We start from the raw sequence: 20,626 nt of genomic DNA, 5'->3' as shown, positions 1-20,626 counted from the left end.
CCGTAAATGGGAATGTCAACATTATTAAAGTTAATATAAGTTTTTTCATTAGTTTACATCTAATCTCAACCACATTTGGGGCATAAAAATATCGTTATTAACTGTGTCGTTGGCATTCTCGCCATGTCGTCTGTATCTGATAATCAAATCATCGCCCGCATTAAGCGTATTGGTTACTGGGGTAGATGTTCCTGTGCCTTGATAATTAGCAGAACCGGTAATCACTAATCTAGAAGCGGCTGTTGTAGAAGCGTTAAGTAAGACTGTATATGAGGCGGGGTTGTAGTTCTGCCCCGAAGCAGTCGTGGTTGCTTCTATGTTGAGTATCGCCGTCCCTGAAGTGGTGGCGGATATAACCGTCCATATTGAAGCGTTAGGCGTAGCCGCCATGTTTTTGGGGATATGGGAAATGCAATAGACCGATGACGATGTGGCGTCTTGGAAAGCCCACGCTCCAATACTGCCAATTGGTTGCCACCAAGAACCGCCCGGAGCAAAATCCTCACTGCCCGTCTGGGGCATATTGCAATCCACATACACATCGGTCGTTGTGGCTTTATAAGCTAATGTCTGGGTGGAGTTATCGGAAAAAGCAAGTTGGTTAAGATTAACATTTTGCAATGTTGATGAAGCTGTGGTGCTTGTGGCGGTAAAAAATTGAGCCACTGTTTCTCCGACTACCGACAGTTTGGCATAAGGCGAGGTCGTTCCTACACCTAAATTGCCAGTGAAATAAGAGTTCCCTGTGCCAAGTTGAGCAAAAGAACCTCCATTGGCCAAACGCCCAAATGTAAAGGCGTTTTCAAAACTGGTGTCGGCGGCGTTCCTGCTGGCGATATAACGGACATCTCCATTTACCCCGTCCTCAAATTTTCCAGCCGGTGTAGTCTGGTCAGATTCCACCCATTCAAGTTGCGGTGCGGGGCCTTGAAATCTAGCATTATAAGCTCCGCCACCCGTGCCATCCTGAAGAAGCCACAAAACTCCGTCGTCAAAAGCCGTATTGTCGCTTCTAAAGAGTACCAAAGGAGAGTCGGTCGTGGCTCCGTTGTTGGTGTAAACCTGCAGACCTAAAGCGTTGCTGTTGGTGTTCTGGATATTTACGGTTCCGTCAGTCGTTCCCTCCGCCGAAGTTCCGGTTGTTTGGTTGGCGGTTACAGCCAGAGCGTGCGCCAAGGTAGAAGTAGCTGATGTGGAATACCCCTCAAAATTGGTGGCGGTTATCGTTGAAGAAGCGTAGATATTGGACTTAGCCCATATAGGTATCGTCGTGGTGGGGGTGAGGGTTAAAACGCCGTAGTTGGTTTGTTTGTTCCAGTCGGGGGAAGCACCGGAGCCGCCGGTAGGCCAAGTGGTTTTACAGCTATCTCCGGTCAGACATAATTCGTCAGTTATAACAGATTTCCAACCTACAGTCGAGGGAGTTGTCGTACCAAGATAGTATCTTGAATTTAAGGCAGGAATAATTGACTGCGAATAATTGAAATATGGGGCGGCATAAACTGTGCTAACTCCCGATATTATTATCCCTATTATAATGTATAAATATTTTTTCATTTTAACCTGTTACTACTGTTAATACGCAGGTCTGCCCAGCCGCTAAGCTGGAAGCCGCATCTATTTGATTAGTAAACGTGATGGTTGTCGTAGTATAAGTAAAGTCCGTTGTCTTTCGCAATGAATACGGAAAGCTGGACAAATGCACGCTGATAATGTTCCAAACCGCTTGGATGTTAAAGGTTTTGGTTACCCCGTCTAACTGGTCGGAAAGGTCTATGTCTTTAATTAAATCTCGGCCAATAATTCCACCACTTATAATTTTACCTTTTTGTTTTTTAAGAATTTCCAACTCGTCTTTAATGTCTTTGATTTCTTGTTTGTAGTCTGGCGCTTCTGGTATTTTTGATAAAACTTCTTTGACAATTTTTTCTTCATCGGCGTCTTTGCCATCCTTACCGTCTTTAACCTCCTTAATTTTATCATCAACTTGCTTAATCTTTAAATCCAATTCGCTTATTTTTTCATTGACTTTTCTTTTAATTAAAAATTCGCCTATCTGTTCTATCGCCCATTTTTTTATGTTAGAAAGCGAAGCCGTGTTTTCCTCCTCTACTTTTTTAATCACTTCGGCGTGCAACTCATTAAGTTCTTTCAGTTTTTCTTTCCCATCTTTCAACTCGTCTTTTAATTGTTTGTCTATTTTTTCAATCAGTTGTTTTTCGGTTTTTAAGACAAGCTGGATAACCACCTCAAAAGACTTCAAAAATTCCGCGCGGGTTAAAGTATCTTCGTCCATTATGGCGAATAGTTTGTTAAGTTTGTTTAAATTTTTTTCGGCGATTTCCATAGTTATATTATATCATTATTTGTAGGTTATGTTTTTATTTTATCGTTAAATAACCACGAAACTAACGCATAAATCAAAATTATTTCAACTGCTCTAATAATAAAAATCATAATTTTATTGATGGTATTTTAATGCTAGGTATTTTAATCGTATCTTCTTTTTTCTCCCTCAAAAATGGACGAATAATTGAGGGTTTTAAAATGTCTTTTAACTGCTTAATCCCTTTTAATTCACCAGTAGTTTTATATTTTTCAAATCTAATTATATTGTCCAGTGCTTCGCCTAAATCAACTAAAAATGAAGCTAATCTCGGTGCCGCAAACGAAGCGAGAAATTGTGGGTTAAGCGCGCCTATCATTGACAAAGCGTCCCGTCCTGATTTATAAATTATGTCTTCAAGAAAATTTTTGTCTTTCTTATCTTTTATTTCTTCATAATAACCCATTATTCCCAATCCAACCGCCGAACCCAAAATAACAGAGAAAAACAGCTCCGCGCCTTCTTCGGACGATAAAGCGGCTTTTATTCCTTTACTTCGCAAAATTGAAGCGAGTTTTACGGCATTGTCTTTTGTGGAAACAATAATCGGTATCGCCCATTTTTTATATTGCCCACCAACAGCCGCTTCGGCTGATTTACCAAAGACCGATTCGGCTCCTTCAACTGTTCTATATTTGCCTTGTTTCTTACGCAGATAAGCCAACCTCTCTAAAGATATTTCTCCTTTCGCAAATTCTTCTGGCGTCATCGAGCCAAGTAAAAACACCTGATTTCCTTTTCTGGAAGACTCGCCAAACAAACCAAAAATACCAGCCAAAAGAGTATCTCCGACGGTATTTGATGCATCGGTTAATTTATGCCAAAGAGTCTGCCCGACATAATTTTCATATTTTTTTACAATCGCCTGTCCTTTTGGAGTGGCTAGTCTTGCTACACCAATAGGATATTTTAACCTCAACATAGTAAGATTGCCGGCCTGCTCGCCAAAAATGTTAGCTATGCCGACCGGGATATTCAAACCCAAGTCTTTAATTCTGGTTATGGTAGCGCCCATTCGCAAAGCCCAATCCATTTTACCGCCCGGAGTTACTATTTGTTTTTGCACCCTGCCTTTTTTGGAATTTATCCAAGTTTTTACAAATCTTTGCAAAGCATCATTCATTTGTAAACCCTTCGGAGTCATTTCTTTTGGAGTAAGGGCGTGAACATAAATCATTATTTCGGGGATAAATTCATCAAACTGACGGGCTTTTTCTAGCGCGGTGACATATGCCTTAAACGCTTTGGCGGCATTTTGCGTCGGAGTTAATTTGTCTGTTCTAAATTTTGTAAATCCAACCCATTTTTGATAAGGAAGGATATCGCCAGTTTTCTCGTCTAAAATAGTTAGCATTTTTTCCTCCTGCTTAAATTGGTCAAATCCTTCTTTAACTCCTTTTAAAAATCCATCTTCTTTCCACGCTTCTAAAAACCCTCTCCTTGTGTGGGGAAAATATTTATCTTCAAAACGGGAGCTGAATTTTTTGTCCAGTTCTCTTTTAACCAGCCAATCATAGTATTCTTTGAAAATAGCATCCATTCTTTGAGCGGCTTTCATTTCGGCGTTAGATAGTTTTATAACTTTTCTTTCCTCCGCCGTTGCTTCTAGCCACTTGATTATATTTTTATCTGTTGGCACTAATTGGAATTTTCGACTGGCTTTTATAAGTTCATTCATTTCTTTTTCAAGTTCAATAATTCTGCTTTGGGCTTTTAGGTAAGAAAGATTATATTTATCAACTAACAAATCATACAAAGGATGCTGTCTGGCGAGTTGCGCGTCATACATCCACGGATGAGGTTTAATATTCGGCAAATCGGCAACTGACAAATTATATCTTTTAGCCAGATGCTCCAAAACTTCCCGCGTTGTTCTCATTCCCTTAAGTTCAGTTTGACCGATTGTTTCTAATTGTCTGACTGTTAAAAATTCATCTGCATCTTTATACTGCGACAAAACTTCATTAAGCTGGTTCATCTGTTCCGCCGTCATTTTGTTAATAGGTGGAAGTTTCATCGCTTGTCTGACATTTTCCCACTTTCTTAAATCTTTTTCGTGAATAGTGGACAATAAAGAAATTCGGGCTTCTCTTATTCCCTCCAATCTTTGAGCCATTTGTTCGGCCTGTTCTATAAAATTATCAAATTCGCTTTTACTCATAGCGGTAAGGTTTCGTCCACCTTTTATTTCCGCCAATTCGGCATCGGTCAGATTATATCTGTCTTTTAAAGCTCTTAATCTTGCTCGCCTGTCTCCAATGGCTAATTTCATCAATTTCTCGCCCTTGCCGATAGCCGCTTTAGTTTTTCTTAATTCTGTTATTCTTTTCTCAATTTCATCAAGAATTTTCTTTTGTTTTGTATAAAGTTCAAATGCTTCTCTGGCTTCTTCACTGCTTCCAAACCCAAGTTCGGTTACTATATCATCGCCTCTTTGGGCAAAAATTCCTCCTTCTTTCTTGCCGGTTACTTCTTTAAGCCGTCCCGCAAAATCCCCTCTTTTAGGAGAATATTTGGCCAGTTCTTTGGCGGCATTCCCTTCAATGGCTTGCTTCGCAAAATCAGCTTCTAAAACCAATTCCTCAAATCTTGTCTGCGTCAATTCTTTGCTTTTAAATTTTTCAGCCAAAATTTTTAAATCTTCTGTTTTAATTTTTCTGGCGGTATCAAGAAAAGATTTTTTACTGGGTAGGTTTTTGCCTTTATTCGCTTGATTCCATATATCGGTGAGTTGGGATTTGGTTTTAATTTTGTCTAAATTCCAAATGCGAATTTCGCTTTCCGCGCTTTCAGATGCCAGTTTGGTTTTGGCTTTTGTAAAGTCAATTCCGTCATATCCTTCTTTCTTGAAAAAATCAGCCGCTTGAGTCCTCGCCTTTTCACGTAAATAAAGAGTTGAACCATTATAAATTTCCTTAACCTTACTGTTAAATACGTCCCCCTCAACAAGACGAGCAGACTTATCTAGCAATGCTTCGACTGTTCCACCACCAATTCTAGGCCCAAATTTATCAGCGTGTTTCTTATCAAGAGAAAAAGAGATTCCACTGCCTTTATTCATTGTGTCTTTACGGTCAACTATCTTTAACCCTTCTTTTTGTATCTGTTCAAAGGTAGACCTTGGACTACCGTGATATAGTTCTTTTCCCTGTGCTTTCACAAACTCCTCCGCACTCTTGTACTTCTTCGCCTCCTCTAATAGCGGGCTTATTTCTTTACTGGGTTGAGTTAATGTTTTTAGTTGTCCCAAAAGATTTTCCGCCGCGTCAACGGAAGTGGCTTTGCCAATGTCTGTTAAAATCCCTTGGGCTTTTTGAATATCCCCACCGGCTTGTTTAATCTGCTCAACTAATTTATTGGCTTCCTTAATCTTGGCTGGCAACTGCTTGCTTATATCTTCAATAGACAAACCAACCGGCAATCTATTTGTCGTTTTTGACATATCTTCCAAAAATCTGCGGGCTGTTTTTTGGACATATTCGCCAAGTTTATTTAATCCGAATATCGGCTCACCACCCTCAATTTTGGTTATAAGGTGTTCTGTGGCTTTGCCTAGATTATTTAGTTCTTGCGCGCTACCGCCTCTGCCTATTATTGTTTCCCATTGGCGATTAAAAGCATATCTTAAAACATCCCTATCCATCGCTTCTTCTGCAGTTATTCTCATTTCTTTAAGAGCAAATTGTGTCACTGGGTCTTTTAATGTTGATTTTAATGCTGTTTTGGCTAAGGTTGTCCCTGTTGAACCAGCAACAAAGGCATCCAAAATAGGTGTTAAAACATTCTTGCCATAAGATAAAGCAAAATTTTTAAAAAATGTTTTATTGGAAAAATCATCAGGAGTTTTTTCTTGCCTTTTTGTAAAGTCATCCATAAATGCTTCTCCGGAGCTTTTTATTTTGTTTTCATCAAAACCAAGTCTTTTGCCTAAATCTCCAAATTCCAAATTAAGCGGTTCGGTTTTTTGTCCTTTAATGTTCGCCAAAAATTGCACGCCAACGCGCGGGATAACTTCCAATAAACCACCAACCAAACTAACTCCCAATGCCGGCACAACTCCACCCGGTATTTCCTTCGGCTCTTTCCCAAAGGGCAGTCTCGCTATTCCTTTTTCTTCCGTAATCATTGGGGTTGTCTCGGCTGTTTTAAAACCAGGACTGCCTAAAATATCTCTAAAAGATGGTGTTTCTTTTTTCACAATTTCTTTTTCTGGCTCAATTCCAAAGGCAGATAAGTTTAGATTACTTGTTTGTTTTTCTTTTATTCCAAAAGCTGATAAGTTTAATGCCATAATTTACCAAAATTTCCACCACGGTTTTTTGACTTTTTCTTCCTGTTGTTTTTTGATTTCTTCAGACAATGATTTAATTTGGTCTTTGCTCAATTTAACATCTTTGTCATTTATGTTTATTTTGCCAGTGGTTTCTATTGATTTGACAGCGTCTTCGCCGTAAATCTTTATAAGTTCTTTGGAAATATCTTTAATGTTTTCTGCAGTAAAAAACTGTTCTGGTTTAATATCTTTTGTAATTCCTTTGTCGGCTAAAACTGCCTCAATTTCAGATATTGATAATTTTTTTGTATTTTGAAGTAAGGCATTTTTTAATTCTTCATAAGAAGCCGCTGGATTATCAATTAAAAATTTTTCTGCCTTGGCATAATCATCTTTTTTCTCGTCTTCTCCGGATGGCTTTATCCCTAAATCAGTCCTTGAAATCAACTTACCAGTTGCGGAATCAATGACATCTCTTACCATTTTGCCTCCCACTTCGTAATCTTTAATAATTGGTTTTGGAGTTTCAACTTTTTCTTTCAAAAACGGCTGTGCCAGCTCCAACGCTTTTTCTGGCGTGGAGTTTTGAATTTCGGTTAAAAGTTTATTATCCGTTAATCCATTTTTAACCGCCTCTAACGCTATTTTATATGACTGTTCTCTTTCCGCTTTATTCCTTGCCACAAAAGCGTCTTTTTCGTTTAAGGATAACAAAGCGGCATCAGCTCTTTTCTTTTCTGCCGCCGTAAAGGTGTCATAATTATTTATGATATTTTGTCGGGCAGTGGCTAGGTCTTTTTCTGTTTGGGCAAATTCAGCTTCTACAGCGTTCCGGGCTTGTTTTTCGGCCAAGAGAATATTGCCCTGCATACCCTGCGCCAAAGCGGATAATTTCATCGCTTCTATGGCGTCCGTTCTGGCAACTTGTCCAGCCAGCCCAGTAGAGTATCGCAATGTTTCGCCCTGTTTAAGAGCTTCTTCCTGCCTAGCCAAAGCATTGGCCTGATGAAGTTTGATTTGAGTGTTTAGTTCGTTAAGGGATTGTTCATAAGGGGCGGTTTTTTCAGCCACCCTGCTAGATATTTTGGTTTCTTTGCCTAATAAACTGGCATTCAGTTCTTCCAATCGTGTGGTTAAATCGTTGGCAGATTCGGGCTTTGGAGCTGGCGCCGTTATCGGGATATTTTTAATATCGGGCGGAGGAACTTGAGGCGACTGCTGGATGTTTAAGGGTTTTTCATTGGAGGTAAGGGTAGAAAGAGGAATAGATAAATCTCTTATCACAGCGTTGGGATTATTGGGATCAATTTTATATCCGATTTGAGGTATAACTGCCATATATCTAAAAATTAACTATTTTTCTTCTATGTGAATGATTTTTATAATATTTTTGAAATGTTGTGATATTCTCCATATATCTATTATATCATTTAAAATAATTGAAAAAAACCGGAAGAAGGCGGCGTCGCATCATAAATATTGTCAAAATAATAAGTGCCAGCGGGGGAACCGGCATCGTTTGTCTGCAAAAATAAATCAGTAATATCGCCCGAACCTGTCAATGTCACACTGGAAGACCAACTACCGTCGTTTATCCTTGCTCTTGCCGTATTGCCGGAACAATCATACTCCACCTCAACTTTGTACCAGGTATCTACTGAATACCCCGAAACTAATGTTACCGTGGTCGTTCCTACAAGTTCTAAGTTGCTTGAATTTTGAGTGAATCTAACATCAAAACGTCCAGTAAGTGAACTGTCCCTTGCTCTAAATGTTGCTCCATTGTGCGTTCCGCCACTGTGGGTAGCGCGCATATAGAAAACCACATTACCAGAAGTTGTGCTCGTAATCGTCCTATTGGCATTTTGATTTGACTCACCTGCAACACAAGAAAGAGCATTAGCCCCTTCTTGAACTACAGAGTTTTGCACGTCCCAAGCGACATTGGCTGACCAGCTATCTTGGCCGTTTAAATCGCCGGTTGTTAAGCTATTAAAATTTTGTGTATATGGCCAAGACATTTAAGCTGTTGCCACGCAGCGCCATTTACTTGTGGCACTATTCCAAACAAACCCGACATCCAGTCTGTTTGTTCCCGATGTTGTCGTTGGAAGGGCAATAGTGGAAGCCTCAAAGCTCGCCCCCCAAGTAATCGCTCTTGAAGCCGTGCCGGTTATCGCTATCCATAAAGTTTGGTTTTCTGTCGCTCCCCCTTTTAAGTTGGTGGTAAAAGACGTTATATCAACCGCTTGAGCTGTAATGCTGAAAAAATCAACCTCATCAGTGTTGATGGTGGGTGTGGCGGAAGAAGTAATCGTTGCCCATCTTTTTATCAGTCTCTTGTTTTTAAGTTGGGGAAAAATATCCTCGCTGGTTATGTTTTGGGCGTTCAAACCATTATGCCTGTGTTCTCTTATTTGCTGGTCTATATAGTTTTTTATTTCGTTGTCCATATTATTCGGCAATATCATAGCCTATAATTATCCTTTTAACCCCATAATTGGAGTTAGAAAATGTTAAATTGAGTTGGAATGTTCTTACTTTTTCATTTAAGTTTTTTGTTTCGGAGAATCTAGTGGAAGCCCCTGTATTGTTTTGTAAAGAAGGAAATAACTTTAAACTAACTGTTTCGCTATTTAAATACAAAACCCCCGGAGTGGCGGAGTTAGCCACTGCATTTGCCCATTCTATCCACACATTTCTGATAATAACCGGGCGGGGAAAATTATAGAATGGGGTGTAAAAATCACCACCCCCATAACCAGAAACACTAGAAACATCCAGTGTGTAAAAAACGTCTTTGTCGGCGGCAATTCCTAATTTATTTTGTCCCGCGCTAAAAAGAGCGGTAATGTTGCCCTCGTTGGCAACCAGAAATCTTTGCAAATAAAAAAATGCTCTTCTGCCCGGGCTTATCTCTCCATAACAAAGTATTTTATTTCCGTCTTGAACAAAAAGATTTGACCCGATTGAAGTTATTTTTTGTTTGTAAGGAAGTTGGACATTGTCAAAAGTTACATTGTCTAATCTCCTAAGAAACGCCACCCCTGAACCATTTATATACCCTAAATTTTTCCCATATCCACAAAAGACTACCCCTCCTACCGAATGAAAACTTAATACCATTTCATCTGAAATTACCGCTTTGACTGGCTTGGAAGAAAACCCATCATACCAAAGAACTTTATTTATTGAGGGCAACGTATCAGAAATGTTCAATGAATTTGTCGTGGAGATAAGCATATAACCAGTTCCAGGGTCAATGCCCAAAGCAATAATTATTTGGTCAGTGGAAAGTGTTAAAACTGTGGCTGGCGCGCCACCAGCCGAAGTTTGCTTTAATAATAAATTTCCATCTCCATAAAAAGCATTATTTTCAAAGACTAAAGCTGGGTGGGGATATGTCTGGTTGGTAAAAGTGGCAAAGGACGCATTAAAAATTGCGCCCGTTTCATCCCACCTGATAAGTTTTTCTTTAGTTGTCGTATAGGTTTCCCCGGCAAAAGAAATCATATCGGTGAATCCCTGAGCATAAGTATTGGTTGCATCCGTTCGCAATGCCGCTTCGGGTATTTTTGTGCCGTTGTAACGATAAAACTTTCCGTCATTTGACACCATTTTTTTTTCATAACCACCAAAGACATCATCATCGTTACTAGAAGCGATAAGCCCCTTGTTGGTTGTAATTCTTCCATCAGGGTCGGAATCAACCACAGCTGTTGGCGTATGCAAAACGCCGGGAACAGCAATTAAATTTACCCCGTAAGTTTCGGGAGAAAATCCCCCATCGGCTGTGTATTTAGAGGTGGCAGCACCCCGTATAAAATCTTGCGCGTTTAATTCAAGAAAATGTTTAGGAATCATTTGTTTGATTCTTTATTTGCTATAAATCTTTTTTGCTGGTCGGTGTAATAATAATGCGTGCCAGATTGAGAACCGGAAGTATTGATGGCTGTTCCTCCTTTCGTTGCTGAAATTTTAAATGTGTCTTCCGTTGCGTAAATCACATAATACCAAGTATCAACAGAAATTCCTGTAGGTAATGCTCCTGTGGTGATAAACGAAACTCTATCCTCATTTCTAAGCCCGTGTTTATTCTTCGTAATAACTCCTGGCGAAGCGATTGTGATGGTAAAAACATCATAACCCCTTGAACCATAAAATAGAACCAAATCCTTTTCCAAGGCATTTATCATATTCAGAAATCCTCCAGCGTTTGCCATTACATTTTCGGAAGCATATTCATAAGACGGCCACAAAGCGATTAAATCATGATAAAGAGAATCAAACACTGGCGTGGCTGTTCCTGTAGTTAAATCGGAAGCCGACCACAATGTCGGCCGGTAATTATCTATATGCCGGCGGATTAAAGAATTAACCCTTTCATAAGCCCTGTTAAGAGCCAAAAGCATATTGGCGTTTGAAAACGACGTTGAATCGGTTTTTGTCCGCCTATAAATGCTATTTTGGATGTCAGCGAGTGTCATTTATTTTTAATTTCTTAATTTCTTCAATTTGATTTTTTAATTCCTCAATTTTCAATTCTCTTTCTTCTTTTTCTTTAAAAATTTTTTGGAATTTCTCCTCAAAAACATCTTTTTCATTTTCCAGTATTTTGATTTTTTCTTTCAAATTTTCAATACTTCCTTTTTCAATTAAAGGTTCGTGTTCAATCTCAAACTCATTTTCGCTTGTTCGTGTTATTTTCATTTTCTCTCTTTTTTTAAACCTTAAAATTCTTTCTTCTGCGCCGCTTGAATAAGAACATTGCCCGCTCCGCCGGTTAAACTGAAACGTATCCTGCCATACTTGGCGGCATAACTGGTAATTATCGGGAAAGTTTTGTTTACAGTTTCGTTAACTGTTGTAGTGGCCGCTGTCCACAAATAATCATCTCCATTTGTGCCATTAGTTAACGTTCCACCTCCGGCCGCAATAGTTTCGTAAGTGTACCAATCTATATTATCGTTTGAAAATTGAAGATTAAAATATAAAACTGACGGCGTGGTGCTGGAATAAGCAGAAGCAAATAACTGCAAATGATTGCCGTTTTCTGGGTCAAAAGCGACAGAGGTTGTAGCTGTGCTGGAAGTCATATAAATCGCAGTGGTGGTAGAAACAGAATTAGTGGTGCTTCCATTGGTGTTTATTTGCACGGATGAAGGATTAGCTTTAACTTTATCAGCTGAAAATATGCCTATTGTCGTAAAAGCAATTATGGCAAGAACTGATGTTATATATATTATTTTTTTCATTAGTTTTTAATTAGTTTTTAATTTTTAGCTTCTTAATTCATCGGCCGATTTTTCAGCCGATGTGTAAGAAGCTAAATAACCTCCCAAGTCGCCTGACAAACTCCTGTCGGACTGAAATTTCCGCCCGAACCGCCGCCCATCTTGAAAACGAGCCAGTCATTCGGAGAAAACAAAGTATTGCCAAGCGGGGTGCTGGAAGCCACAATCGTTGCCTGCTTGTTGGCCGCCACTTCATAAGAAGTGCCTATCAACGTGGTCGTGGAGTATTGGTCTGTGGCCCCGCTATTACGACTGTCAGCAATATATTTTTTATATTCATTTGCATTGAATTAACTAATAATTAAAGAGACGCAAGTTTTCTTTCCAGTTCTCCTTTTTTCTTTTCGTATTTCACTGGATTTTGGACTTTGTATTTTTCTATCAATTCTTTGAGTTGCTCTTTTTTTGTTGAAACTTCTTTTTCTTTTGCCATTTGTTTAACTTCGGGGCTGGGATAAGCGGATAGGGTGATGGGGCTACCCGCTTATATCAGCCCCGAAGGATTAGCTAATAATTAAGCAAGAGTAATATCTACTATCAATCCCGCTTTCTGCGTCCAGAGCTTAAATCCGACCTGCGCCGCCACGGCAATTTCTTTGCCAGTCTTGCCGGTTATTTCTTTTTCCATTATGTCCAGACCTCTTGGCGAAGCGTAAGTGGACACTCCTTTTACCCCAAATACCCTATGTCCGGAGTTGGTAACCGTGACCGAACCAATGGTGGCATCAACAAACCGACCGGAACGGACAACATAAATGTCCACTCCCATATAAGTGTCCATAAACCCGTTTTTCAAAGCGGCATCGGCGAAACTGAAGCCATTGGATGCCTGCGCTTGGATAAATCCAACCACATCGGTGTTCTCAATGACCAAGAACATACCCTTATAAACATCGGCATATCCGGCCACTTTGGAAATCAAGTTGGCCATTATGACATTGATGTTGGCCGCAGTTGTAAAACCGCCGGCCGGCGTGGTGTAAGTTCCGGTGGCATCCTCGCACAAGTTGTTCAATACGAAATGGTCTATTCTTTCGGCAACCGCAAACGCTTGCTCCTCCATTCTGGTAGCAAACAAGTCATAGTTGTTAAGCAGCTGTTCAAAACCGAAAACGTGTTCGCCATACGCCACCTCGTCGGTAACAGTAAGCGTGTCGTCGGTTTGCGTCCAAGCGGAAACCGAGTAAGTTCCGGCTGACGCTATGGCCGTAACGGCGGCAGTGGGCTGTCCGCTATACGGGTTTTGTATCCTGTAATTGTCCGAGCGGTCTACTTCGCAAATTTTTTCAGCAACAAGAGCAGACCTCAAAACTTGCTGCATTACGGTGGAGCGGTATTTATCCCTCCACCCTCTTGATGATATTGTGTTCATCGTTTGTAATGATTATTTAATAAATCATCACTCCTAACAAACACAGCCCCACCCTGTATTATTAGCCCCTCTTCTTTGAGTTTATTCTGGCCTCAACGAGCTTTTCTATATCCTCGTCTTTTTCAGGCATTTGCCCTTGTCGGGCTTTTTCCAATAAAGTTTCTGGTGAAACTTTGGAAGTCCCGCGCGGACTTTTGGCGTTAGCCGCCGCGACCGCCGCGCTTTGCCGTTCCTCTTTCCGGTCGGAGATAATGGATTGCAGAGTTTTGTCTTTCAAGGCTTCACTAACCGAAATCTTTTTGAAAGAAGCGTAATTTTTTATCTCATCAAAATCTTCTTCATCAATGTCCGATTTGGTTAAGGTGAAAATGTCCTTATCAGATAAACCCTCTCCTTTATCTTTTACCTTTGATTCGGCTTTTTCGGCTCTTATTTTGTAATTCTCGGCCAATTCTTTGTTTTTGGCCGCTTCCTCATCTTTCCTTTTTCTTTCATCGGCCGTTTTTGCCTCATTGTCGGCAATGGAAGTTTTAAGAGTTTCCAACTCTTCTGGAGTAAAAGCATCCAGTTGCTCTTTGGTTAAGGCTCCAAAGTCAGTCCAAGTTTTTATTTCGTCCATAGAGTGTTTTTTAGGTGGGCAAGCTCCACCAAGATTACTAATAATTATATCAAATTTTTAACGTCAATACAAATTACATTTTCTTTCCGCAAGTCGGGCAGACTTTTGGCATCTTCATCATCATTCTTTCTTCCGCCATTTTTTTAGCCGACTTTTTTTTGTGTTTCATTTTGCGCTGTCTTTTTTTAACCTAGTCGACCTTTCGTCCGCTGTTTCCTCTTTTATGTCCGCCAGTGTTTTAATCATTTGCATCATCGTGTCTATGTGCATAAGCAGGGCATTGCGGCAGGCCAAAAAAATGTGTCTTTCAGTTGGATTGGTATGTTTTCCAAAATCCACCAAATCTCGCAGTTTAATTTCATTCGCTTTTCCGTTTTCTAAAACATCAAACTGATTGTCCAGATATTTGCCCAAAAGCATTTTTGCCTCAATTTCCGTATTCACAAATTCCGTGCTTCGGTCTTTTGTTGAAATCCCGTTGTAAACATCGGCAAATTGGAATAGGGGGCTTTCTGGGTCAATTTCAGGTAAAAGACATTTCCTCAATATCGGTAATCCACCCAAACTCTTTAACATTCCCAACAGTTTTTTTTCTTCCTCCGACATTTCGCCTTGAAAGAAAAACTTGCGGATTGTTTTGATTAAAAGTGGATTGTCTTTAAAAATTCCCTTAATCAATCTCATTTCGTCCCGGCTGAACATTCCGTAGCCTTCTTCCGTTATTTTTTGTTCTTTTTCCATTGGTTTTTAATTATTTGATAATAGCCCCATCACCGACCACAGCGGGCGTTGGCTTGTTCCCGGCCATTGATAATTCAATGGGAGAAACATTGCCTACGGTATTTAAAATTTTATTGAAAATAAGTTTGGCGTTCGGATCCTGAAGTATGGCAGGATTGGAAGCGATGCTCTGTAATATTGTGGATAAGGTGGTCAATGCCGCTTGTTTGTCCTTGTTTTCGTTGGTGATGTTCACTTCTGCTTCCCATTCCAAATTCTTTAAAGCTTCATTCCAAGTAATGTCTTCCGGCGTAAAAAAACGTTGATTGCCCAAAGGCGATAATTCGCTTCGCACTTGGTTTTCAATTTCGGCTTGATTGAAAACCGGAGGCATTTGTCCGTTTAACACCATTTCTTTGGCTTGACTGTTATATCTCCTTATCGCTTCTTTGGGGATATATATTGCGTCAATTTTTTGGATGTCATGGTCTTGAAGAATAGCCGCCACTTCATCTTTGGTGTCCATTTTTGTTTTAAGGTGGGGGATTATAAATTCTCTCAACATATCTTCAATAGCCAGTCCTTTGTTTTCGGTCATAACTTCAAACAAGGAATTAGCTTGTTGGCCGAGATAAGCTCCCAGAGAATAGGGCGTGCCGGAGGGCAAAGTATTGCCCCGCAAAGCGTCCGGCGTTGAGGTTATTTCTTGCGCTAAGACTTTCCACTGGTTAGAGAAATTTTGAAAAGCAACAATGTCAGCTTTGGAGTTGTTAATTTGGGTTAAGGGTAGATTCTCTTTATGAATTAAAATATCCCCTGTTTCTATTGCAGATAACACGTTTCTGCCGGCAAAAACAGGGTCAGCCGTCTGGAAAATAAGTTTGGATGCCAAATCCAGTGTATCTTTCATATTTTTTATGCTGTGGTTCTGCATCCATTGAGCATCAAATAAGTATTCTATTGCACCGATTGCCAGTGTTCGTCCGTCTTCTTCAATAAGATGATGGAGCATATATGGATTTTTCTTTTCTTTGCCTTTATACAAAGTGAAATCGTCATATTCTCCGCTTTTATTTTGAACATAGGAAACAACGTGAACTTGCTGGCGGTATTCTTTCCAGTCTTCGTCTTTTGGCTCTTTTTTAAGTAAGGCGACCGGTAATTCTCCGTGAACTTCAAACAATTCTATAAAGTCGCTTTTTAAGTCTTTGGTTTGCCCTTGTAGTGTTTTACGAGTCGTTGTGGCGGATATGAGACTTTCCACAACAGTTTGGTCGTATTCTTTGATTTTGCGAAGCTGGGCGGGTGTCTTATAGATTTTTTCAATCATTGGCAAAGCGTTAAAATCCACAGGGTCGCAGATTATTCTATTCCAAGGAATAACCGAACATAATAACTCTCCGTCTGTTTCCACAAATTTTGAAACGGCAGAACCGTATTGAGCCAGTATTCTGCCCCACTGATTAAGATACACACCAAAGCGGGCTTTCCGCATCCAATTTTGCAACAAAACAGTTCCCAAAAACGACAAAACAATTCCCGATGATTTTGTGGCGGAAATGTTTACATCCTTACGGTCAATGTCGGTCGCCCGATACCAAATGTTGGTGGCGGCGACAACGATGTTAAAAAATGGTTTATCCCGTCCCAAACTGTCTTTATCGCCCGAAGTGTGCTTGGAATAATAATAAGCGGCGATTTTTTCTATCGTGTCGTGCATCTGAAAATCAACATAATTCCCCAACTTGGTCGTGCCAAAAATGTAATTGTTTTCAGCGTCCCTTATTATCTCGTGAATGCTTTGATTCAAAAGTTCATAACATCACCTTTATTTTTTAATCTTTTTCTTGCGGCGTTCTTTGATGATAGCTTCAATCGTTCCGCAATACGCTTGCGGATTTTTTTTGTTTCTATTGGTGGCCACGCAAGCCGCGAAATTCTTGTATTTTCCCAAAGGCATTTTATTTATTATAACATTATTTTAGTTTCGCAACAAATTCTTTCCAGTCGCAGGGATAGTTAAATTTTTCAACCAAAGGAATTAAATCTTTGTTCAAATATTTTTTTCGCAAATTTTCCAAAGTATTGAAAATAATCCCTTTATCCCGTTGATAAGGAAACTCCTCTTCTTTTTCTCGGAATAAATGAGCATAATAGCAATTTTTATTTGTTATACATTTTCCCCCATTTAGGAACGCCCTGATGCCTAATTCCGCCGCTTGTCCGCCCCAACCCCCCAAACTCTCATCGCAGATATTCCATTTCCAGTAATTCTCCCTTGAAATAATCCACGCCGAACCTTGTAGGCACATTGTTTCGTTCAATAATTCATTATTTTCTGCTTCTTTATGATATTGCATAACCAAATTACTATCAAAACAGAAAGCCGAGCTAGCCGGTTTGGGTATTGGCTCCCAAGTTTCTGGATTAAGCCGGAGAAGGTAAGGAGCCATAATTGTTTTATCATCTATTTTGTCCAGTAATTCCTTATCAAATCCTTGCGAAAATGAGCAGTGAGCGTCTATTTTCATAAGGTATTCCGCTTCCGACATTCTGGCCAGTTTATTGGTCATTGCCCTTTGCCCGATGGTTTCAGTTTCAATATGCCATTTTATTTTTTCAGGATATTTTGGTTTCCATTCCTTATTTAAGGGGATTGTCCAGCCATCCAATCCGACAATTATTTCCACATCGCTTTTATTTTGAATATCGTCTATGGTCTTCTGCAGATATTCTTCATTTTTACTGGGAATAAGAAGAGAAATCATTTTGCGGAATTAAGTTGCTGCCGGTTCATATTTTTTAGAAACTGTTCTCGTAATTTCAAATTTATAGCGGGAAAATAATCAAATGTCTGAATAACATATCTTAACGCATCCAAGGCGTGGTCGTTAGCTTTAATAGGTTTCTCTTTTCTGTTTTTGTCATCCTTATCTTCATCATAGCAATAAGTTTCTAACTCCATTATAAGATTAACACATCTTTTATTTATTAAAAGATTCCCCGAAAGAAACAACTCCCTTATTTTTTGAATACCGGATTGAATGCTGTCTTTATTTTTAACAACTTCCCTGACATTTACTCTCCTTCGCCTTAATTCTTCTATGGCTGACGGACTTTCTGGGTCGGGATAAACCGCCCCAAATCCACAACCAGCCACATATTCAGCAATTTGACTTTCTGTTCTTTCGGTTTTATACCACTCATCTTCTACATAAAATTTCTCATTATAATATCTAATATCCAAAACCGCCGCAGGATTTGTATAACCAAAATCTACACCTCCAATTTTTGTATATTCTCCCTTTGGTAAATTGTCATATAAGTGTTTTGTGCGGCTAAATTCCTTATAAACCAGCCCTGTTGTTTTTTGAAATTTTGCCAGATACTCCTGGGCAAACCTTTCTTCGGGCAAAGTAGCTTTGGCTTTATCTAGTTCGTCTTTGGGCAAAAAGGGATTGTCATAACTGCTAAAATGAAAAGTTTTAAAATCGGGGTCGTTCAATTCCAAATTACATAAATCAAAGAAGTGATTATACCCTTTGGGTGTGGAAGAAAATAAAACACTTCCTTTTTTGTCAGTCAGTGTCGGTCTTAATACTTCCTGCCAGCCTATCCAGAAATTAGACATCATCGCCACTTCATCTATAGCCAGAAAATCAAATGCCTGTCCTCTTAGGTTCTCAATGCTTTCCCATCCGCGCAAAACAATATGACTAGCTTCGTTTTTAATTGTCCTAATCTTAATTTCAAGCCGCGCTTCATTGGTTTCAATTATCGCTGGCCGTAGTTCTTTTTTTAACTGCTCCCACGCTATATCTCTGGCTTGCTGGTAGTTGTTGGCGATATAAGCTATTCTTGTTGGCCTGCTTATAGCAATACCTTTAATTTCTTCAATTATCAAGGATGTTTTCCCAAAGCGCCGGCCACATCTTAATACTCTGAACCTATGAAGGTCTTTCGCTATTATTTTCTGGGCTGGATGTAAGAGCATTTTTGTTGGCTATTTCTTGGCTTATCTCAATTTTTAATTCTTTTCCGTCCGCTCCGGTTAACTCCTGTCTTTCGCTAAATTCTGTTTTTCTCTTGCGTTTAAGATAATCCATAGCGTTTTGATAACTTTCTGGGATTTTTTCAGCTACTGTTTTTTTGGCTTTTCTTACCGGATCATCTCTTAACATTTCAATTCTCTTGTTTAGTTCAGGATTTTTTTTAGTCCATATATGGTAGGTTGAATAGCTAACTCCCGCATATTCGCATATCTCTTCCAGCGTCCAATCCCATTTAGCTGCTTCCTCCATTCTTTCGATTATCCTTTCCTGTTCCTCCTCGCTTATTTTCATCGCCTCGCTGATTTTTTTATTGGTTTGTTCTCTTTTTGTTGGGCGTGCCATATATTTAACCTATTATCTTCCAAACCCCTCCACAATCTTGATAAATTGTTGGAATAAAACCTTTTGTCAAGGCATCTTTAATGAATTTTTCGCAGATACTATACATTTTTTTCTTACCTACTACACAAAAGATTTCGGTTTTCTCTTCACCACTGATTTGAAATTTAAAATAATTTTTCATTTTTTCTTCTTCTTAAAAACCCCCGCATAATAAGCCCGAACTTGCCGAGCTGTAAATTTTCGGCCAGAAGGGGATTTATATTTTCCTTTATTTTTACCTGTTTTTATTTTAATAAATGGCATATTTTCTTATTTTTGTTTTTGCCTGCGACCTTGTTAGGTTTAATTGATAAAGGGGGGATGATAAATTATCAGACAACTCCTCCAGACATTCTTTAGCCGCTTTACTGCCTAAACTTTTTTTTACGAACTGCCATTGAAGGTAATACGCTTCCAATTCCTGTTCCAATCTGAAATATCGGTCATAAATATATTTTGCCCACCACTGTTCGGGAGTCGAAAATTTCTTTTGCTGGTTGCTGTGGATTTCCTCGTGAAACAACACATCGGGAGCAATTTCTCCGCCACTGGGGTTGTATAATATATCCCCGTAAGGGAATAAAGGAACATAATCAGGCAGATTAAGCGGAAAAAATCTCTGCAATTCGCTATAATTCGGCGGATAATTTTTAATTTCTTTCATTTAATTATACCTCTTTTCCGCATTTTGAGCAATTTAATATCATATTTTCTTCCCGCACCTCCCGCAATACATCTTATCATAATCCTCGTTATATTCCGTTTTGGCTCCGCAACAGTGGGAAAGGAAGCCGAGGTATTTTAAAAGTTTTTTAATCATTTTTTATGTGCCAATAATTTTTCAGCTAAAGCAATACTATATTGCCCGCCTTTTTTAATATGGTTTATAAATTTTTGCCATTCTTTAATTTCTTTTTCGGCGAGTTTTATCAGTTGTCTATCAAATTGTTTTTTGGTCATTTTTTATAAATTTAACAAATTCTTTCCAGTGCTTCTTGCTCATAATTCCCAACCCTTCGCACTCCGCAAAATCCCATTTCGGCTTAGTCATTTGGCTTTCTTTCCATTTTCTCCACTCCTCGCTTTCTATCACGCTACGCCAGAAACTGCTGTGGCCGTCTTCGCAACCGCCGCAAGGTTGCCAGTAATATTGCCGGAGAAACTCATTCCAATTATTTTTAATTTGTTTTGGTGTCATTTTTTATTTCAAAATTAAGTGGATTATCCCATAAGGGTCTCCATACCCCGCAAGAACATCTCCAGGGTGAGAAAAGGCTGTTGTTGCCTTGGAGTTGCTCTTTGCAGACGGGACAATAGGGTATAACTGTTTTTACCTGTTTGTAGGCGGGCTGTCTTGGATTTATTTTTTGTTCCATAGTGGGGGTAAAAGGAATTGAACCTTTTGTCTTTTTTTAGTTTGTATTACTGTTAGCAAAACAATAATTCCGCGGCAAATAAAAAACGTTCTAACCATTAAACTAACCCCCGTTTTTGAGGAGCTATTGGCGGCTCCTCGTCGCCAGAGATTA

At 39.4% G+C, this 20,626-nt stretch carries 22 protein-coding genes and 1 tRNA gene; all 23 read right to left on the bottom strand.

Going from position 1 to position 20,626, the window contains the following annotated elements; translation table 11 throughout:
• Positions 1 to 48: 48 nt before the first annotated feature.
• The 23 genes from HUT38_03415 to HUT38_03305 all read right to left on the bottom strand — a co-directional run bounded on the left by HUT38_03415 (position 49) and on the right by HUT38_03305 (position 20,585).
• Positions 49 to 1,557: a hypothetical protein gene (locus HUT38_03415; protein ID NUQ57506.1), complete on the bottom strand. Its 1,509-nt coding sequence runs from the start codon at positions 1,555 to 1,557 to the stop codon at positions 49 to 51.
• A 1-nt stretch (position 1,558) separates the two neighbouring features.
• Positions 1,559 to 2,347 carry a hypothetical protein gene (locus tag HUT38_03410; protein NUQ57505.1) on the bottom strand — a complete coding sequence of 263 codons (789 nt, stop codon included), beginning with the start codon at positions 2,345 to 2,347 and terminating at the stop codon, positions 1,559 to 1,561.
• Between the two features lie 106 nt (positions 2,348 to 2,453).
• Positions 2,454 to 6,677 carry a hypothetical protein gene (locus HUT38_03405; GenBank protein ID NUQ57504.1) on the bottom strand — a complete coding sequence of 1,408 codons (4,224 nt, stop codon included), beginning with the start codon at positions 6,675 to 6,677 and terminating at the stop codon, positions 2,454 to 2,456.
• Positions 6,678 to 6,680: 3 nt separating this feature from the next.
• A complete protein-coding gene (locus HUT38_03400) occupies positions 6,681 to 7,511 on the bottom strand; it encodes a hypothetical protein (protein NUQ57503.1) in 831 nt (276 codons plus the stop codon).
• 578 nt (positions 7,512 to 8,089) lie between these two features.
• Positions 8,090 to 8,680, bottom strand: a complete 591-nt coding sequence (locus HUT38_03395; GenBank protein ID NUQ57502.1) for a hypothetical protein — start codon at positions 8,678 to 8,680, stop codon at positions 8,090 to 8,092.
• On the bottom strand, positions 8,681 to 9,112 hold the full coding sequence (locus tag HUT38_03390) for a hypothetical protein (protein NUQ57501.1): 432 nt from the start codon (positions 9,110 to 9,112) through the stop codon (positions 8,681 to 8,683).
• A gap of 1 nt (position 9,113) precedes the next feature.
• Entirely contained in the window at positions 9,114 to 10,523 is a 1,410-nt protein-coding gene (locus HUT38_03385; GenBank protein NUQ57500.1) for a hypothetical protein, read from the bottom strand.
• A complete protein-coding gene (locus HUT38_03380) occupies positions 10,520 to 11,146 on the bottom strand; it encodes a hypothetical protein (GenBank protein NUQ57499.1) in 627 nt (208 codons plus the stop codon). The genes HUT38_03385 and HUT38_03380 overlap by 4 nt, the downstream gene beginning before the upstream one ends.
• Positions 11,133 to 11,369 carry a hypothetical protein gene (locus HUT38_03375; GenBank protein ID NUQ57498.1) on the bottom strand — a complete coding sequence of 79 codons (237 nt, stop codon included), beginning with the start codon at positions 11,367 to 11,369 and terminating at the stop codon, positions 11,133 to 11,135. The genes HUT38_03380 and HUT38_03375 overlap by 14 nt, the downstream gene beginning before the upstream one ends.
• Before the next feature lie 20 nt (positions 11,370 to 11,389).
• On the bottom strand, positions 11,390 to 11,914 hold the full coding sequence (locus HUT38_03370) for a hypothetical protein (protein NUQ57497.1): 525 nt from the start codon (positions 11,912 to 11,914) through the stop codon (positions 11,390 to 11,392).
• A gap of 71 nt (positions 11,915 to 11,985) precedes the next feature.
• Positions 11,986 to 12,165, bottom strand: a complete 180-nt coding sequence (locus HUT38_03365) for a hypothetical protein (GenBank protein ID NUQ57496.1) — start codon at positions 12,163 to 12,165, stop codon at positions 11,986 to 11,988.
• Positions 12,166 to 12,467: 302 nt separating this feature from the next.
• Entirely contained in the window at positions 12,468 to 13,325 is an 858-nt protein-coding gene (locus HUT38_03360) for a hypothetical protein (protein ID NUQ57495.1), read from the bottom strand.
• Between the two features lie 61 nt (positions 13,326 to 13,386).
• Entirely contained in the window at positions 13,387 to 13,944 is a 558-nt protein-coding gene (locus HUT38_03355; protein ID NUQ57494.1) for a hypothetical protein, read from the bottom strand.
• Between the two features lie 165 nt (positions 13,945 to 14,109).
• Positions 14,110 to 14,685 carry a hypothetical protein gene (locus HUT38_03350; GenBank protein ID NUQ57493.1) on the bottom strand — a complete coding sequence of 192 codons (576 nt, stop codon included), beginning with the start codon at positions 14,683 to 14,685 and terminating at the stop codon, positions 14,110 to 14,112.
• Positions 14,686 to 14,695: 10 nt separating this feature from the next.
• Positions 14,696 to 16,474: a hypothetical protein gene (locus HUT38_03345; GenBank protein NUQ57492.1), complete on the bottom strand. Its 1,779-nt coding sequence runs from the start codon at positions 16,472 to 16,474 to the stop codon at positions 14,696 to 14,698.
• A 166-nt stretch (positions 16,475 to 16,640) separates the two neighbouring features.
• Positions 16,641 to 17,432, bottom strand: a complete 792-nt coding sequence (locus HUT38_03340) for a glycosyltransferase (protein ID NUQ57491.1) — start codon at positions 17,430 to 17,432, stop codon at positions 16,641 to 16,643.
• Positions 17,429 to 18,658: a hypothetical protein gene (locus HUT38_03335; protein ID NUQ57490.1), complete on the bottom strand. Its 1,230-nt coding sequence runs from the start codon at positions 18,656 to 18,658 to the stop codon at positions 17,429 to 17,431. The genes HUT38_03340 and HUT38_03335 overlap by 4 nt, the downstream gene beginning before the upstream one ends.
• The gene (locus HUT38_03330) at positions 18,612 to 19,058 is read right to left on the bottom strand and encodes a hypothetical protein (GenBank protein ID NUQ57489.1); all 447 of its coding nucleotides are present in this window, start codon (positions 19,056 to 19,058) and stop codon (positions 18,612 to 18,614) included. Before HUT38_03330 ends, HUT38_03335 begins: the two co-directional genes overlap by 47 nt.
• A gap of 4 nt (positions 19,059 to 19,062) precedes the next feature.
• Positions 19,063 to 19,239, bottom strand: a complete 177-nt coding sequence (locus tag HUT38_03325) for a hypothetical protein (protein ID NUQ57488.1) — start codon at positions 19,237 to 19,239, stop codon at positions 19,063 to 19,065.
• Between the two features lie 108 nt (positions 19,240 to 19,347).
• Positions 19,348 to 19,761, bottom strand: a complete 414-nt coding sequence (locus HUT38_03320; GenBank protein ID NUQ57487.1) for a hypothetical protein — start codon at positions 19,759 to 19,761, stop codon at positions 19,348 to 19,350.
• A 152-nt stretch (positions 19,762 to 19,913) separates the two neighbouring features.
• Positions 19,914 to 20,057, bottom strand: coding sequence for a hypothetical protein (locus HUT38_03315; GenBank protein NUQ57486.1), 144 nt, complete (start codon positions 20,055 to 20,057; stop codon positions 19,914 to 19,916).
• On the bottom strand, positions 20,038 to 20,295 hold the full coding sequence (locus HUT38_03310) for a hypothetical protein (GenBank protein ID NUQ57485.1): 258 nt from the start codon (positions 20,293 to 20,295) through the stop codon (positions 20,038 to 20,040). The genes HUT38_03315 and HUT38_03310 overlap by 20 nt, the downstream gene beginning before the upstream one ends.
• A gap of 179 nt (positions 20,296 to 20,474) precedes the next feature.
• Positions 20,475 to 20,585 (bottom strand) — tRNA-OTHER (locus HUT38_03305).
• Between the last annotated feature and the right edge of the window lie 41 nt (positions 20,586 to 20,626).

The organism is Candidatus Paceibacter sp. (assembly GCA_013360865.1).
Taxonomy (GTDB): domain Bacteria; phylum Patescibacteriota; class Minisyncoccia; order UBA9983; family UBA9983; genus SURF-57.
Note: the sequence above shows the minus strand (reverse complement) of the source record. Positions and strands in the feature narration are given on the sequence as shown.

Coding starts and splice junctions, on each gene's coding strand:
- HUT38_03415 (NUQ57506.1), bottom strand. CDS start 1,557: ATGAAAAAATATTTATACATTATAATAGGGATAATAATATCGGGAGTT.
- HUT38_03410 (NUQ57505.1), bottom strand. CDS start 2,347: ATGGAAATCGCCGAAAAAAATTTAAACAAACTTAACAAACTATTCGCC.
- HUT38_03405 (NUQ57504.1), bottom strand. CDS start 6,677: ATGGCATTAAACTTATCAGCTTTTGGAATAAAAGAAAAACAAACAAGT.
- HUT38_03395 (NUQ57502.1), bottom strand. CDS start 8,680: ATGTCTTGGCCATATACACAAAATTTTAATAGCTTAACAACCGGCGAT.
- HUT38_03390 (NUQ57501.1), bottom strand. CDS start 9,112: ATGGACAACGAAATAAAAAACTATATAGACCAGCAAATAAGAGAACAC.
- HUT38_03385 (NUQ57500.1), bottom strand. CDS start 10,523: ATGATTCCTAAACATTTTCTTGAATTAAACGCGCAAGATTTTATACGG.
- HUT38_03380 (NUQ57499.1), bottom strand. CDS start 11,146: ATGACACTCGCTGACATCCAAAATAGCATTTATAGGCGGACAAAAACC.
- HUT38_03375 (NUQ57498.1), bottom strand. CDS start 11,369: ATGAAAATAACACGAACAAGCGAAAATGAGTTTGAGATTGAACACGAA.
- HUT38_03370 (NUQ57497.1), bottom strand. CDS start 11,914: ATGAAAAAAATAATATATATAACATCAGTTCTTGCCATAATTGCTTTT.
- HUT38_03360 (NUQ57495.1), bottom strand. CDS start 13,325: ATGAACACAATATCATCAAGAGGGTGGAGGGATAAATACCGCTCCACC.
- HUT38_03355 (NUQ57494.1), bottom strand. CDS start 13,944: ATGGACGAAATAAAAACTTGGACTGACTTTGGAGCCTTAACCAAAGAG.
- HUT38_03350 (NUQ57493.1), bottom strand. CDS start 14,685: ATGGAAAAAGAACAAAAAATAACGGAAGAAGGCTACGGAATGTTCAGC.
- HUT38_03340 (NUQ57491.1), bottom strand. CDS start 17,432: ATGATTTCTCTTCTTATTCCCAGTAAAAATGAAGAATATCTGCAGAAG.
- HUT38_03335 (NUQ57490.1), bottom strand. CDS start 18,658: ATGCTCTTACATCCAGCCCAGAAAATAATAGCGAAAGACCTTCATAGG.
- HUT38_03330 (NUQ57489.1), bottom strand. CDS start 19,058: ATGGCACGCCCAACAAAAAGAGAACAAACCAATAAAAAAATCAGCGAG.
- HUT38_03325 (NUQ57488.1), bottom strand. CDS start 19,239: ATGAAAAATTATTTTAAATTTCAAATCAGTGGTGAAGAGAAAACCGAA.
- HUT38_03320 (NUQ57487.1), bottom strand. CDS start 19,761: ATGAAAGAAATTAAAAATTATCCGCCGAATTATAGCGAATTGCAGAGA.
- HUT38_03315 (NUQ57486.1), bottom strand. CDS start 20,057: ATGACCAAAAAACAATTTGATAGACAACTGATAAAACTCGCCGAAAAA.
- HUT38_03310 (NUQ57485.1), bottom strand. CDS start 20,295: ATGACACCAAAACAAATTAAAAATAATTGGAATGAGTTTCTCCGGCAA.